The sequence below is a fragment of the Pseudarthrobacter sp. MDT3-1 genome, assembly GCF_054510755.1.
Map to the genome: position 1 here is coordinate 31,778 of NZ_JBTNDX010000015.1, position 14,265 is coordinate 46,042.

Annotated in this window: 13 protein-coding genes and 1 pseudogene; 9 read left to right on the forward strand and 5 right to left on the reverse strand. The window is 64.2% G+C overall.

Annotated elements, in window-relative coordinates; genetic code table 11:
* Positions 1 to 5: 5 nt before the first annotated feature.
* A complete protein-coding gene (locus ACX80X_RS13035) occupies positions 6 to 1,262 on the reverse strand; it encodes a D-arabinono-1,4-lactone oxidase (RefSeq protein WP_252614662.1) in 1,257 nt (418 codons plus the stop codon).
* A gap of 177 nt (positions 1,263 to 1,439) precedes the next feature.
* On the opposite strand from ACX80X_RS13035, the gene ACX80X_RS13040 reads away from it, so the two are divergent.
* The 5 genes from ACX80X_RS13040 (at position 1,440) to arfA (ending at position 7,439) form a co-directional block, all read left to right on the forward strand.
* A complete protein-coding gene (locus ACX80X_RS13040) occupies positions 1,440 to 2,441 on the forward strand; it encodes a LacI family DNA-binding transcriptional regulator (protein WP_252614663.1) in 1,002 nt (333 codons plus the stop codon).
* A gap of 184 nt (positions 2,442 to 2,625) precedes the next feature.
* Positions 2,626 to 3,957: an extracellular solute-binding protein gene (locus tag ACX80X_RS13045; protein WP_252614664.1), complete on the forward strand. Its 1,332-nt coding sequence runs from the start codon at positions 2,626 to 2,628 to the stop codon at positions 3,955 to 3,957.
* A 27-nt stretch (positions 3,958 to 3,984) separates the two neighbouring features.
* Positions 3,985 to 4,941 carry a carbohydrate ABC transporter permease gene (locus tag ACX80X_RS13050; protein ID WP_252611029.1) on the forward strand — a complete coding sequence of 319 codons (957 nt, stop codon included), beginning with the start codon at positions 3,985 to 3,987 and terminating at the stop codon, positions 4,939 to 4,941.
* A 2-nt stretch (positions 4,942 to 4,943) separates the two neighbouring features.
* The gene (locus tag ACX80X_RS13055) at positions 4,944 to 5,840 is read left to right on the forward strand and encodes a carbohydrate ABC transporter permease (RefSeq protein WP_252614665.1); all 897 of its coding nucleotides are present in this window, start codon (positions 4,944 to 4,946) and stop codon (positions 5,838 to 5,840) included.
* A 60-nt stretch (positions 5,841 to 5,900) separates the two neighbouring features.
* Positions 5,901 to 7,439, forward strand: a complete 1,539-nt coding sequence (gene arfA / locus ACX80X_RS13060) for an arabinosylfuranosidase ArfA (RefSeq protein ID WP_459312249.1) — start codon at positions 5,901 to 5,903, stop codon at positions 7,437 to 7,439.
* Between the two features lie 71 nt (positions 7,440 to 7,510).
* On the opposite strand, the gene ACX80X_RS13065 is transcribed toward arfA, so the two are convergent.
* Positions 7,511 to 7,834: a hypothetical protein gene (locus tag ACX80X_RS13065; protein WP_252600406.1), complete on the reverse strand. Its 324-nt coding sequence runs from the start codon at positions 7,832 to 7,834 to the stop codon at positions 7,511 to 7,513.
* A gap of 139 nt (positions 7,835 to 7,973) precedes the next feature.
* The gene (locus ACX80X_RS13070; RefSeq protein ID WP_252600407.1) at positions 7,974 to 8,186 is read right to left on the reverse strand and encodes a helix-hairpin-helix domain-containing protein; all 213 of its coding nucleotides are present in this window, start codon (positions 8,184 to 8,186) and stop codon (positions 7,974 to 7,976) included.
* 239 nt (positions 8,187 to 8,425) lie between these two features.
* On the opposite strand from ACX80X_RS13070, the gene ACX80X_RS13075 reads away from it, so the two are divergent.
* From ACX80X_RS13075 to ACX80X_RS13090, 4 genes and pseudogenes are all read left to right on the forward strand, one after another.
* Positions 8,426 to 9,283 carry a phosphatidylinositol-specific phospholipase C/glycerophosphodiester phosphodiesterase family protein gene (locus ACX80X_RS13075; RefSeq protein WP_252611025.1) on the forward strand — a complete coding sequence of 286 codons (858 nt, stop codon included), beginning with the start codon at positions 8,426 to 8,428 and terminating at the stop codon, positions 9,281 to 9,283.
* A gap of 35 nt (positions 9,284 to 9,318) precedes the next feature.
* A complete protein-coding gene (locus ACX80X_RS13080) occupies positions 9,319 to 10,359 on the forward strand; it encodes a metallophosphoesterase family protein (protein WP_252614666.1) in 1,041 nt (346 codons plus the stop codon).
* A gap of 360 nt (positions 10,360 to 10,719) precedes the next feature.
* Positions 10,720 to 12,084: an MFS transporter gene (locus tag ACX80X_RS13085; protein WP_374210100.1), complete on the forward strand. Its 1,365-nt coding sequence runs from the start codon at positions 10,720 to 10,722 to the stop codon at positions 12,082 to 12,084.
* Positions 12,081 to 12,883: pseudogene (locus tag ACX80X_RS13090) on the forward strand (putative hydro-lyase). The gene ACX80X_RS13085 and the pseudogene ACX80X_RS13090 overlap by 4 nt, the downstream one beginning before the upstream one ends.
* A 161-nt stretch (positions 12,884 to 13,044) precedes the next feature.
* Here ACX80X_RS13090 and ACX80X_RS13095 read toward each other — a convergent pair.
* Together ACX80X_RS13095 and ACX80X_RS13100 are read right to left on the reverse strand one after the other, a co-directional pair.
* Entirely contained in the window at positions 13,045 to 13,317 is a 273-nt protein-coding gene (locus tag ACX80X_RS13095) for a hypothetical protein (RefSeq protein ID WP_252611019.1), read from the reverse strand.
* A 158-nt stretch (positions 13,318 to 13,475) separates the two neighbouring features.
* Positions 13,476 to 14,255, reverse strand: coding sequence for a 3-oxoacyl-ACP reductase (locus ACX80X_RS13100; RefSeq protein ID WP_252611017.1), 780 nt, complete (start codon positions 14,253 to 14,255; stop codon positions 13,476 to 13,478).
* Positions 14,256 to 14,265 lie beyond the last annotated feature (10 nt).

A 14,265-nucleotide genomic window follows, 5' to 3' on the forward strand; every position in this document is an offset into this window, starting at 1 on the left:
GCTGCTTAGCGTGAGCTCACCGCCGGGACGCCGAGGATGCTGTCCAGCAGCCCGTTGCGGAATTTTCCCTCCGGATCGTGCGCCGATGCCAGCGAGCGGAAATCCGTTAAGCGGGGGTAGAGGGAGTCCCAGTCGTGACCGTCGGGCGTGAAAAGCTTGCCCCAGTGCGGCCTGGCCACGAAGGGCCGAAGCAGGTCCTCGAGCTCCGGAAGTACGGCTTCCACCTGCGGCTGCAGCGGCTTCCAGGTGAAGTGCAGCGCAACGCTCTGCTGCCGGTAGAAGGGGCTGAGCCAGAATTCGTCCGCGGCGCCGGTCCGGATTTCGGAGACAAACAGCAGGGGTGCAAGCTTGTCCGCCAGGCTCCGGACGGCCTGGATCGCAGCTGGTGCCTGTTCCAGCGGCAGGATGAATTCGCTTTGCAGTTCCTCACCCTTGCTGGGTGTGAACTCGTGGCGGAAGTGCGGCAGCCGGTCCAGCCATGGCCCGGGCTTATCCATCTGGACTGTGCAGTTCTCGGCCGACATCCCCGGCAACGGGTGCCGCGGGCCGGTGGCTGCCGTGGCGCCGAACAATTCACCGATGGGAGGCTCCGAGTCCAGCGCCTTGAGCCAGACCTGGCTGATGCTATCGCCCGCGTAATCGGTGAAAAGACTCACGCTGTAGGCGCTGGACACCAGCTGCGTGAAATCCGCCAGCGCCCGTTCCCACGGCAGGTTTTCCAAAACACGCTGGCGCATGCTGAAGCTCGGCCGGACGGCAAGCTGGAGGCCGGTGACGATGCCCAGGGCGCCCAGGCCCACTACGCTGCCCAGGAACTCCTCGCCGTCCGCGCGGGACAGCGAGACCTGCTCGCCGGAGGGCCGGACCAGATCAATGGCCTCCACCGCTCCGGCCAGGGAGGGGTTGTTCAAACCGGATCCATGGGTGGCCGTCTGGACTGCCCCGGCCACCGAAATGTGGGGCAGCGACGCCAGATTGTGGATGGCCAGGCCGGCCTGCTGCAGCGTACGGCAAAGGGCGCCGTAGCTCACTCCGCCGCTGACGCGGACGCTCTGCTGTTCCGCGTCCAGTTCGATGTGCTGTGGCAGTGCATCCAGCAGCACGTGCACGCCGTCTGTGTCCCCGATGCGGTTGAAGGAGTGTCGCGACCCCAAGGCCTTGACCCGGCTGGAGCGCGCCACCACCTGGGCGAGCTCAGCCACCGACTCCGGGCGCACGACGTCCGCTGATGAGTAGTTGAGATTTCCTGCCCAGTTCTTCATGTGCTCGGCTTTCGGGTGAAGTAAGTTTCGCTCCACCAACTGTGAGCGCTAACAATTTCCCTGTCAAGACGCTTCGGCCGCCTCCCGCCGAGGAGGGCGGTAACATCGTCAGCAGGTCATCCGCAGCGGCATTTACTGCCTGCCGGCTTTGGCCTAAGAGGCTTAGAAAGGGGAGCAGTGCGCGCAACGGTCAAGGATGTCGCGCGTCGTGCCGGCGTTTCACCCAAGACTGTCTCGAACGTCATGAACGGCATCATTCCAGTCAGTGGCGCCACCAGGACCAAGGTGGAGCAGGCCATCGTCGAGCTGGATTATGTGCCCAACCTCTCCGCCCGCGGATTGCGCAACGGGAGGTCCGGCGTGATTGCGCTGGCCCTGCCTGATCTGGGCACGCCGTACTCCGCAGAAATTGCCCACCACATTGTGGAAGTGGCGCACGAGCAGGGCTGGATCGTGCAGATCGAGGAAACCGGCTCCGATCCCCAGCGCGAGCACGAACTCATGGTGCGTGCCCGCTCCAACCTGATCGACGGGCTGATCCTCAACCCTGTGGTGCTGGACGAGAGCGCCGTCCAGGTGGGCGTTGCCCTTCCGCCCGTGGTCCTGCTCGGCGAGGTCACGCAAAGGCTCGCCGACCGCGTCTTCGTGGATAGCTTCGCTGCCGCCCGCGACATGACGCTCGCCCTGGCGCAGTCCGGGCGCCGACGGATCGCCGTTTTGGGAACCACCCAGGGCAGGGGATCGGCTGCGGCCATACAGCGAACCCAGGGCTATGAGGAGGCGTTGGAGATCCTCGGCATCGAACGCGACGAGTCACTGCTGATTCCCTGCGAAAAGTGGACGCCGCAGACTGCTGCCGATGCGCTCACCGCCTACCTCGACTCCCACCCCCTTCCCGAGGCGCTGTTCTGCTTCACGGATTCCATGGCCATCGGCGCCCTGAGCGTGCTGTGGAAGAGGGGCCTGCGCATCCCGGAGGACATCGCGGTGGCGGGCTTTGATGACATCGCCGACGGCCGCTACGCGGTTCCGTCACTGACCACGGTCTCCTTCGACAAGCGTGCCATTGCCAGCGAAGCCCTCCGCCTGCTCACGGAGCGGATGGCCGACAGGGGCCACGAGCAGCGCGTGGTTTCCGTGGACTACACCATCGTGGAGCGGGACAGCACCCGCATCTGAAACGAGAGCAGCCCACCGGATTGTGTGCGCTAACAATTTTCTCTTGCCCTGTCCATTACATCGATGTAATGTGAGGCGTGCGTCACCCCCTGAAGGCATCGGCCCGGGAACGGGGACGCACCGGAACCGGAGTTTTGAGCAACAAGAAGTGACCTTTCAGCGGACCCATCCAAAGGAGTGACGGGTGAAGCAGTTTGAACTTTTCGGGAAGCAGTTATCCCGACGGCAGTTATTGACAGGAACGGCAGCCTTAGGCAGTGTCCTGGTAGCAGGCGGCCTGACCGGCTGCGGCGGAAACGCCAAAGCCTCTGACCTGCGGGACATCGGGTTCTGGCACCTGCTGTCCGGTGGTGACGGCATCAAGATGCAGGCCATGATCAACAGCGCCAACCAGGCCAGCCCCGGCTTCAAGGTGCACCCCACAGTCCTTGCCTGGGGCCCGCCGTACTACACCAAACTGGCCATGGCATCGGCCGGCGGGCGGCCACCGGAAGTAGCGATCATGCATGCCAGCCGGGTTCCAGGATACGCCCCCGGCGGGCTCATTGACCCGTGGGACATGGACCTGCTGGCCGAGCACGGCGTCACCGGGGAAAACTTTGCGCCGCGCATCTGGGAGAAGAGCCAGCAGAACGGCAAGGTGTTCTCCATCGCCCTGGATTCGCACCCGTTCGTTATGTTCTACAACACGGACATCGCCCGCAAAGCCGGCGTCCTCGGCGGCAACGGACAACTGCAGGAAGTAAATTCTCCGCAGGAGTTTATGGCCATGGCCAGGGAAATGCAGAAGGTCACCCAGGCCCATGGTTTGTCCTTCGGATACCTCGGCAGTGGCTCCCAGATGTGGCGCTTGTTCTACACGCTCTACAAGCAGCATGGCGCGGATATGGAACTGATCCCGGGCCAGCCGATGAAAGTGGACCGCGACGCCGCGATTGAGTCCTTGGAATTCATGGCATCGCTCTTTGACGACACCATCGCTGCCAAGGCCGGCGACATCAGCACGGGCATCGCGGAGTTCGCCCGCGGCGACTCGGGAATGCTGTTCAGCGGAGTGTGGGAATTGCCCACGCTCAAGAAAGCCGGACTTCCGGTGGACGCTGCCACCATTCCCACGCTGTACGGAACGCCGGCAGCCTACGCAGACTCGCACTCGTTCGTCCTGCCGCGGCAGCTGAACGTGGATGACGCGAAACGGCGGGACGTCTACAAGTTCGTGAGCGACGTCCTCAAAGGATCACTCTCCTGGGCAGAAGCCGGGCACATTCCGGCCTACCAGCCCGTGGTCCAGTCGCAGGCATACCGCGACCTCACGCCGCAGATCCACTACGCGAACGCAGCGGACATCATCGCCTACGATCCCGAAGCCTGGTTCAGCGGCTCCGGCTCGGACTGGCAGACCTACTTTGCGGAGAACGTCCAGAACGTGCTCCTGGGCCGCGACAAGGCAGCCGCAGGTTGGGACGCCTTTGAGCGCCGCACCAACACCCTTCTTTCCAGGCCCAACCCGGTCTAACCGCACCGAGCGACAAAGGAGTCCTTCATGAGTTCTTCACTAGCGTCCCGGCGCAGTACCGGCCAGCCGGACATCGCCGCAGCGACCCAACCCCAACCAACGCGCCGCACTTCGCAGAGCCGTACCAGGAGCAACCTGAGCGGCTGGGCATTCGCCACCCCGTTCCTGGTCTTCTTCCTGGTCTTCCTGGTGTGGCCCATTCTCTATGGCATCTACATGAGCCTCACGGGCAAGTCCCTGACCGGCGCCAATGACAGCCTGATCGGCTTCGCGAACTACGCCGAGGCACTGGCCGACGCCGATATGTGGCGCTCCCTGGGAAACACGTTCTACTTCACCGTCATCAGCACCGTCCCGCTGGTCCTCGTGGCCCTGGTGATGGCTGCCCTGCTGAACGTCGGGCTGCCTGCCCAGTGGCTGTGGCGGCTTTCCTACTTCGCCCCGTACCTGCTGGCCTCCACCGTGGTCTCGCTGTTCTTCACCTGGATGTACAACCCGCAGCTTGGCCTGATCAATGACTTCCTCTCCAAGATGGGCCTCCCCAAAGTCGCCTGGCTCAACGATCCCAACGTGGCCATGTGGGCGATCGTCATCGCCACGCTGTGGTGGACCGTGGGGTTCAATTTCCTGCTGTACCTGGCCGCGATGCAGAACATCCCCGCACAGCACTACGAAGCAGCGTCCCTGGACGGCGCCGGAGCATGGCGGCAGTTCTTCTCGATCACCCTGCCGCAGCTGACCCCCACCACGGTGATGATCGTGCTCCTCCAGATCCTCGCGTCCATGAAGATCTTCGATCAGGTGTACCAGATGACCGCCGGCGGGCCCGGAGGATCAACCCGCCCGGTGGTGCAGTACATCTTTGAAACCGGCTTCACCGGCTACCGGCTGGGGTACTCCGCAGCCATCTCCTACATTTTCTTCGGACTGATCGTGCTCGTTTCGGTCATGCAGTTCGTCATCACCCGCCGCAGGAGTGCATAACCATGGCAATCCCTACCCTCACGCGTCCCACTCCCCGCACCAACACCAGCCAAGAGGCCCGAAAACCCCGCAAGAAGATGACCGCAGGCAAGATTGCCGCGCTCGTTGTGGCGGCGTTCATCGCCGTGCTGTGGATGATTCCGTTCGCCTGGGCCACGGCCACCGCCTTCAAGACCGAGACGGATGCCGCAGCTCCGAAGGTCAGCTGGATGCCGCCGTCGGGCTTTACTGCTGAAGCGTTCGTCAAGGTGTTCCAGGACGGCAACATCCCGCTCTGGACCTGGAACTCGTTCTACACCTCGGCGGCCATCACGGCGATCACGCTGGTGATCTCGGCGCTGGTGGCCTACGCCCTGTCCCGGATCGACTTCAAAGGCAAGAAGGTGCTGATGACGGTGATCATTGCCTCCATCATCATCCCGCCGCCGGTCCTCATCATCCCGCTCTTCTACCAAATGCTGGCGCTGCACCTGATCGATACCTCGTGGGCCATCATCCTGCCGCAGGTCATCCACCCGGCCATGGTGTTCGTGCTCAAGAAGTTCTTCGACCAGATTCCCCGCGAACTTGAAGAAGCCGCTGTGATGGACGGTGCCAGCCGATTGCGGATCTTCACCCAGATCATCCTGCCGTTGTCCCAGCCCATCCTGGCCGCCGTCGCGATCTTTGTGTTCATCGGTGCCTGGAACAACTTCCTGTGGCCGTTCATCGCCACGAACGACGGCGCGCTCCTCACCCTTCCGGTGGGGCTGCAAACCATCAAGAGCGCGTACGGCATCCAGTACGCGCAGAACATGGCCTCCGCGCTCCTCGCGGCACTGCCCCTGATCCTCGTCTTCCTGTTCTTCCAGCGCCAGATCATCAAGGGCGTCGCGACGACGGGACTCGCCGGAACCTGAACCGGCACCTTACTTACCACTCACCAAAAGACCTGTTCTACAACCAAGGAGATACTGCACATGTCACGCGCACGGATCACCCTCGACCGCGACTTCACCATCGGCGAAGTACCCCGCCGCCTGTTCGGCTCCTTCGTGGAGCACATGGGCCGCTGCGTCTACACCGGCATCTACGAGCCGGGCCACCCGGAGGCTGATGAGAACGGCTTCCGCCAGGACGTGCTCAAGCTCGTCAAGGAGCTCGGCGCCACCGTCATCCGGTACCCCGGCGGCAACTTCGTCTCCGGCTACAACTGGGAAGACGGCATCGGCCCGCGGGAGAACCGTCCCCGCCGGCTGGACGGCGCCTGGCACACCGTGGAGACCAACGCGTTCGGCCTGCACGAATTCGTGGACTGGTCCCGCCAGGCCGGCACGGAAATCATGGAAGCCATCAACCTGGGCACCAGGGGAGTGGATGCAGCCCGCGAGATCGTGGAATACGCCAACCACCCCGGCGGCACCTACTGGTCAGACCTCCGCGCCAAGAATGGCCACAAGGATCCTTTCGACATCAAGCTCTGGTGCCTGGGCAACGAGATGGACGGGCCGTGGCAGATCGGCCACAAGACCGCTGAGGAATACGGCCGCCTGGCTCAGGAAGCCGCCAAGGCCATGCGCTTCGTGGACCCTGACATCGAACTGGTGGCCTGCGGAAGTTCCAGCTCCGGCATGCCGACGTTCGGCGATTGGGAGCAGACTGTCCTGACGCACACTTATGACGAGGTGGACTACGTCTCCCTCCACGCCTACTACCAGGAGAACGACGGCGACGTCGGCAGCTTCCTCGCCAGCGCAGTGGACACCGACTACTTCATCGAGTCCGTGATCGCCACCGCTGACGCCGTGCGTGCGAAGGGCAAACACAAAAAGCACATCAACCTGTCCTTCGATGAGTGGAACGTTTGGTACCAGCACGGTCTGGACACGGAGGACCAGCCGCACAACGTCGCCAAGGCGGGCTGGCGCGAGCACCCCCGGGTCATCGAGGACAAGTACAACGTGACAGACGCCGTGGTGGTGGGAACCCTGCTGAACTCGCTGCTCCGCCATGGCGACCGCGTCAAGATCGCCAACCAGGCTCAGCTGGTCAACGTCATTGCACCGATCTTCAGCGAGGAAAACGGACCGGCATGGAAGCAGACCATCTTCCACCCGTTCGCCCGCATGGCGGAGCTGGCCAAGGGCCAGATCCTGCGGCTGTCTGTTGACTCGGACAAGTACGAGAATGCCCGCTTCGGCGGCACCGACCTGGTGGACGTCAGTGCAACGTGGAACGAGGAAACGGGTCGCGTGGCACTGTTCTTCGCGAACCGCGGCCTTGAGGAAGCTGCCGACGTCGAGGTCGCCCTGCGCGGGTTCGACGCCCGCCGGGTGGTCCGTGCCGAGGTCCTGGAAATCCCGGAAGGCGGGGACCGTTTCACGGCCAACACCCAAAGCCGTCAGGACCAGGTGGGGCTCAAGCCGCTGGAAGGCGCGAAGGCGAGCGGCTCCGAGCTCCGGTTGACGCTGCCGGCGCTGTCCTGGGCCGTGATCGAGCTGGACGTCGTCAAGAACTGACTCTTGCCGCACCAGTTATGAGCGGACGACGGCGGGACCTCCCGCCGTCGTCCGCTCTGCCAGTTTCTGGGCTAGGTGCTTAGGTCCCAGTGCACCCGGATTGCCTCGGCAATTGGGCCGGCGGCGACGTCGACCCGGAAAGCAACGGGCGCGGTCCCGGTCTCTTCGATGACCGAGTCACGGTACACACGGCCGCATGAGGGACACAGCGTGTAGAGATCCTCATCCGCAGGCCATTCCGCCAGCTCCGCGGGGACCGGAGTGTTCTCTCCGTTGTGGACGGGGACGCCTTGTGAGTTGGCCTGAATCAACCCGTCCTTGCTGACGGTGTTGCCGCACACGCAGACGATGGTGGTGACATCATGGCCGATAACATCGGCGGTTTCAGTGTCCATGATGACCTCCCGGCGCTGGAAGAGACGTGCTGATATCAGCTTATGCCTGCTGATCCGTGCGGGCGCCCGGGAATTGGATAACGTCACCCAGGCGGCGGGCATCCTGGTGTTTCCAGCCCGGAGAATGCAGGGTGGGTGGTCAGTCAGCGAACCGTAGCCCTTGAGCCTGGAGCGCGGCTTCCAGAATCCGGACAGCCTTGGGCCCCACGCCGTGCATGGCGAGCAATTGGCTGCGGCTGCAGGCAGCAACTTGAGCCAAAGTGCTAATGCCTGCCTCGAGCAGGGCGCTGTTCGCCGGGCGTCCGATCGGCGGAAGGTCGCCGATCTGCGCAGGAGTATCACGTGTGCTCATGCTGGCATGGTATCGAAATCACGCCATAACGCTGTGGCCTGATCCTCTCCTCCCTCAAAACCCGCGGACGTAGGCGAGCGGCCGTAGCCATATGGTCCAAACGACGCCTCCTGTTCACCGTCCCGAAACCGTTGGCGCAACGCCCGTTCTCCGGCAGCAGGAAGTCTTTTCACGCACCGCCGCCCAGCGCCTCCATCGCCTGGGAAATGAACCGACCCTGCTGTACCAAGGAGAACCCCGTGTTCCTGAAAAGCGCCGTCACAGCCCTCGTAGCCCTCACCTCCCTGACCGGAATCGCCGCCCCGCCGGCCGCAAATCCCGCCAATGCGCCGTCGTCCGTGGTCCTCGGACAGCCGCTGGCCGCAGCCCATGCCCACAACGACTATGAGCACGACCGACCCCTGTTCGACGCCCTGGAGCACGGCTTCACCAGCGTCGAAGCCGACGTGTGGCTGGTGGACGGCGAACTGCTGGTGGCCCACGACCTCGAGGACGCCAAGCCCGGAGTAACGCTCGAGAGCCTCTACCTCGATCCCCTGGACGAGCTGGTGCGGAACCAGGGCCACAGCGTTTACCCGCACTGGGACGGCAGCCTGCAGCTCCTGATCGACATCAAGAGTGAGGGCGAGGCCACCTACGCCGCCATCGAGCAGGAACTGGCCGAGCACCGGGACATCATGAGCCGCTACAGCAACGGCACCACCAAAACCGGGCCCGTCACCGCCGTCATCAGCGGAAACCGCCCCTTGGCCACCATGCAGGCGCAGGAAAAGCGGTTCGGCTTCTATGACGGACGCTCCGCCGACCTCACCTCCGGCATGCCTGCCGGGCTGATGCCGCTGATCAGCGACAACTGGACCAAGCTCTTCACCTGGCAGGGCGTGGGCCCCATGCCCGAGGCAGAACGCACCAAGCTCCACGCATACGTGACAGAGGCACACGCCCAGGGCTACCGGGTCCGCTTCTGGGCCACCCCTGACCAGCCCGGCGCCGCACGCGAAGCTGTCTGGAACGAACTCTTCGACGCCGGCGTGGACCACATCAACACCGACGACCTTGAGGCGCTGGAACAGTTCCTCGCCGCCCGCACGCTCTAAAGCCGCCCCCACTCAGCAGACACAGGAACACCACCATGCCTTCAAAGACCGTGAAAACGACGACGGCGGCGGCCGTCCTGGCGCTCGGCCTCCTTGCGTCCCAGCCCGCCATCGCAGCCAATAACACCTCTGACAGCCAGGCTTTCACCTTTGGCGTCATCGGCGACATTCCCTACGGCGCCGCCGAAATCGCCAAGTTCCCGTCCCGCATCCAGGACATCAACGGCGACAGGGCGCTGAAGTTCGTCACCCATGTGGGCGACATCAAGAACGGCTCCTCGGTGTGCTCAGATGAGTACTTCGCCGACATCCGCTCACAGTTCGACACTTTCGAGCACCCGCTGGTCTTCACCCCGGGCGACAACGAGTGGGTGGACTGCCACCGCACTAACAACGGCGCCTACAACCCGCTGGAACGGCTGGACAAGCTGCGGGACGTCTTCTTCGACGAGCCCGGCAAGACCCTGGGCGCAACCATGCCGGTCAAGACGCAAGAGAAGCTTGGGCTTCCGGAAAATGTCCGCTTCACCCAGAACCGCGTGGCCTTCTCCGTGGTGAACGTCCAGGGCAGCAACAACTCGCTGCTTCCATGGAGCGGCCTGGGCGAAACCACACCCACGCCCGAGCAGCTGGCCGAAGTTGAGCACCGGACGGATGCCGTCCTGGGCCAGATACGTGACACGTTCACCGACGCCGAGCGCCGCAACGACCGCGCCGTGGTGCTGATGACGCAGGCCGACATGTTTGATCCGTCGCTGCTCGCCGCGGCCGCTGCCAACCCGGAAACAGTCTCCGGGTTCCGGGAGATCGTTGCGGCCATCATTGAAGAGACCAACCGCTTTGACCGCCCGGTCTATCTCATCAACGGCGACAGCCACGTCTTTGCCGAGAACCAGCCGCTGGCGGAAGGCTCACCATGGCTGGAGGTCTACGGCCAGCCCGCCGCGGATGACCTGCAGCGCATCACCGTGGACGGATCGGCCAACGCCACCAACTACGTCAGGTTCACGGTGGTCGGCAACAGCAGCGACAGCGATGATGTCCTGAGCTGGGAGAAGGTCCCCTTCAGCCAGTAGGCACCAAACGGAAGCGGACGACGGCGGGAGCCTCCCGCCGTCGTCCGCTTCCCTTCCCTCGAAGTAAGCCCTACGCCCGGCTCCTCTTGCGATGGCCCGCGCCCTCAACTCCGCAACTGCCGGCGGCGTCTGAATCCCATGAACCCCTTGACGGTGTGATCTGCGTCGCGTAGCTTGTTCAACAAGAGGATTGTTCAACAATCCAACGATCGCCGCAATTCCGACTTCCGCAGCCATCCTGACGGCAAGCGCCCAAATGTCCCACCCTGCAACGCCGCACGCAGGCGAGACAGAAGCATGCTCACCAGCACCATCCATCCCGAACACGGATGACATCAACTCTCTTCATGGAGGTTTAACATGGCCACTCCCCAAGCCATGGCCCCCGTTGACGCAAAGCCCCCGGTGGCGCGCAAGGACATGTACAAGGCATTCGCGGCCAGCCTGACCGGAACCGCGCTGGAGTTCTACGACTTCGCCGTCTACTCCGCGGCCGCTGCGATCGTCTTCCCGCTTATCTTCTTCCCGGCCTCGGACCCCGTCACGGGTACCCTGCTGGCCTTCTCCACCTACGCCGTGGGTTACATCTCCCGTCCCGTAGGCGGCATCATCTTCGGACGGCTTGGGGACGAGATCGGCCGCAAGAAGATCCTGGTCATTACGCTGATGCTGATCGGCGTGGCCACGTTCCTCATCGGCCTGCTGCCCACGTATGACAACATCGGCGTCATCGCCCCCGCCATCCTCGTGTTCCTCCGCTTCGCCCAGGGCGTTGGCGTCGGCGGCGAATGGGGCGGCGCGGTCCTGCTCTCCAGCGAATTCGGCGACCCGAACAAGCGCGGATTCTGGGCCTCTGCCGCACAGATCGGCCCGCCCGCCGGCAACCTCATGGCCAACGGTGCACTCGCCGTCCTCACCCTGACCCTGTCCGAAGAAGACTTCCTGAGCTTCGGCTGGCGGATCGCGTTCCTGATCTCCGCGCTGCTGGTGGCCTTCGGGCTCTGGATCCGGCTCAAGCTCGAAGACACCCCCATCTTCAAGGCCATGGAAGCCCGGGGCGACAAGCCCAAGGCCCCCATCCGCGAAGTGCTGGCCACCCAGCGCCGGCCCCTCATCGCCGCCATGCTCAGCCGCATTGGCCCGGACGTTCTGTACGCCATGTGCACCGTCTTCACGCTCACCTACGGCATCCAGGAGCTCGGCTTCGACCGCGGCCAGGTTCTCGTCGCCGTCCTGATCGGGTCAGCCCTCCAGATCTTCACCATGCCTCTCGCCGGAGCCATCTCCGACCGCATCAACCGCCGCATGGTTTACGGAATCGCCGCAGTTGGCGCTGCCGTCTGGTCCTACCTGTTCTTCATCGTTCTTGAGGGACGGTCCCCGGTCATGCTGGTCGTGGGCATCGTGCTGGGCCTGCTCTGCCACTCGTTTATGTACGGACCCCAGGCAGCGTTCGTCGTCGAGCAGTTCTCGCCGCGGCTCCGTTCCACCGGCAGCTCACTGGCCTACACGTTCGCCGGCATCATCGGCGGCGCCATCGCACCGTTTATGTTCACCCTCCTGCTGAGCACCTATGACAGCTGGGTCCCGGTGGCCGTCTACCTCAGCGTCGCCTGCCTGCTGACCCTGGTTGGCCTGGCCCTGGGCCGCGACTCCAACGTTGCCGAGGATGAGGAATACCTGCAGGCCGGGCAGGCGCCGGCTGAACTTGTGGAGTCCAAGTGAGCCAGCCACACGCCCTCCTGGCCCCCGCCGACGCACGCCTGAAGTTCCGCAACGGCCTGGTCACCCCACCTCCGGCTGGAGCGACGGCTACACCCAGGCGAACCTGATAGCGGTCACGGCAGACTACGCCGATGAGTTCATCGAATTCTGCCGGCTGAACCCCAAAGCCTGCCCCGTCATCGACATCATTCCGGCGGGACAGTATGAAAGCGCCCTGGCGCCCGGCTCCGATATCCGCACCGATATCCCCGCCTATCGGGTGTGGGTGGACGGCGAACTGGCCGAGGAGGTCACCGACGTCGCGTCAGTCTGGCGTGACGACATGGTGGCCGTCCTCATCGGCTGCAGCTTCACCTTCGAAGCCGCGCTGGCCAGCGAAGGGATCCCGCTGCGGCACACCGAAACCGGCCGCAACGTCCCCATGTACCGCACAAACGTCGAGTGCACCCCTGCCGGCAGGATCCACGGCCCCATGGTGGTCTCCATGCGCCCGATGCTGCCCGGGCTGGTTGAAACCGCCGTCAGGGTCACGTCGGAAGTGCCGAAGGTCCACGGCAGCCCGGTCCACGTCGGGTCACCGGAGGATCTGGGCATTGCCGACATCAACCGCCCCGACTTCGGGGATGCGGTGGAGATCCGGCCAGGGGAGGTGCCGGTTTTCTGGGCCTGCGGCGTGACACCGCAGAGCGCAGTGATGGCATCCAGGCCCTCCTTCGCCATCGGCCACGCTCCCGGACACATGTTCATCACTGATGTTCCGGAAAGCACCTACCGGGAACCGGCGGGAGAGCCATCGTGAAGCGGAGACTTCCCGTGGCCGAGAAGCGGGCCCGCCGGCCTCCCGGCAAACAAGACGGATTCGCGCGAGGCCCGCGTGGCCACTGCTGAACACCACAGACAGTAAATGCCGCAAACGCAAGCGGACCTCCCGCCGTCGTCCGCTTGCGTTTAATCGGGGTGCTACGGCAGGCGCAGCACCCCGGCGGCCGCCACCAGATAGGGGACGGGATCCGGATCCGTCCCCGCGGCCCACCGCATCCAGGCCTCGAACGTGGCGCCCACGAACGCGGCGCACAGATACCCCGCCACATCCTCGTCGACTCCTGCCGAAACAAGGTACGCCCGGGCGCGCTCGCGCTGCGGCGCCAGGGACTCGTAACTCCGGCTGGCCAGCTCGGGATGCTCGGCGATCAGCCGCAGCCGCCCGCGCGTGACCGCCAGGTCTGGAATCACCGAAACCCCGGCAAGCGCCGCCTCCCGCAGCCCCGCCAGGGCGTCGCCAAGCGGACGACGGCGGGTGCCTCCCGCCGTCGTCCGCTAAGTAATCTGCGACGCCCCCGATCTGCCGCGCACGTGCCTTGGGGATAGGGTCCACGCGGAAGACCTGGCCGTCACTCGGGTGTTACGTAAGCGCCTGAAATGCCGCCGTCAACCAGGAAGGTCGAGGCGGTGATGAAGGATGAATCGTCGCTGGCGAGGAAGGCGACTGCTGCTGCCAGTTCTTCCGGTTCAGCGAACCGGCCCAAGGGAACGTGAACGAGGCGGCGGGCTGCCTTCTCGGGATCCTTGGCGAACAGTTCCTTCAGCAGGGGCGTGTTGACGGGTCCCGGGCAGAGTGCGTTGATCCGGATTCCCTGCCGGGCGAATTCGACGCCGAGTTCCCGGCTCATGGCCAGCACCCCGCCCTTGGAGGCGCTGTAGGAGATCTGCGAGGTGGCAGCACCCATGACCGCAACGAACGACGCCGTGTTGATGATGGAGCCCTTCCCTTGTGCCTGCATGTAAGGGAGGGCGTATTTGCAGCAGTAGAAAACGGAGGTCAGGTTTACTTCCTGGACCCTGCGCCACGCATCGATTCCTGTATCGATGATTGAGGCATCGTCTGCCGGCGAGATTCCCGCGTTGTTGAAGCTGATGTCCACGCTTCCGTACGTTTCGTTGGTGATGGCGTAGAGGTTCTTCACTTCCTCTTCGCTGGTGACATCCACCTTCACATAGAGGCCGCCGACCTCGTCGGCTGCGCGCTGCCCGGCGGTCGGGTCCAGATCAGCGATGACCACATGGGCGCCTTCCGCGGCGAACCGGCGAGCTGTGGCCAGCCCGATGCCGCTGGCGCCGCCGGTGATGACAGCGCTGCGTCCCTTGAGGCGGTTGGAAATTACTTCAATCATTTTTTCTTCC

Coding starts and splice junctions, on each gene's coding strand:
- ACX80X_RS13035 (WP_252614662.1), bottom strand. CDS start 1,262: ATGAAGAACTGGGCAGGAAATCTCAACTACTCATCAGCGGACGTCGTG.
- ACX80X_RS13050 (WP_252611029.1), top strand. CDS start 3,985: ATGAGTTCTTCACTAGCGTCCCGGCGCAGTACCGGCCAGCCGGACATC.
- ACX80X_RS13055 (WP_252614665.1), top strand. CDS start 4,944: ATGGCAATCCCTACCCTCACGCGTCCCACTCCCCGCACCAACACCAGC.
- arfA (WP_459312249.1), top strand. CDS start 5,901: ATGTCACGCGCACGGATCACCCTCGACCGCGACTTCACCATCGGCGAA.
- ACX80X_RS13065 (WP_252600406.1), bottom strand. CDS start 7,834: ATGGACACTGAAACCGCCGATGTTATCGGCCATGATGTCACCACCATC.
- ACX80X_RS13070 (WP_252600407.1), bottom strand. CDS start 8,186: ATGAGCACACGTGATACTCCTGCGCAGATCGGCGACCTTCCGCCGATC.
- ACX80X_RS13080 (WP_252614666.1), top strand. CDS start 9,319: ATGCCTTCAAAGACCGTGAAAACGACGACGGCGGCGGCCGTCCTGGCG.
- ACX80X_RS13085 (WP_374210100.1), top strand. CDS start 10,720: ATGGCCACTCCCCAAGCCATGGCCCCCGTTGACGCAAAGCCCCCGGTG.
- ACX80X_RS13100 (WP_252611017.1), bottom strand. CDS start 14,255: ATGATTGAAGTAATTTCCAACCGCCTCAAGGGACGCAGCGCTGTCATC.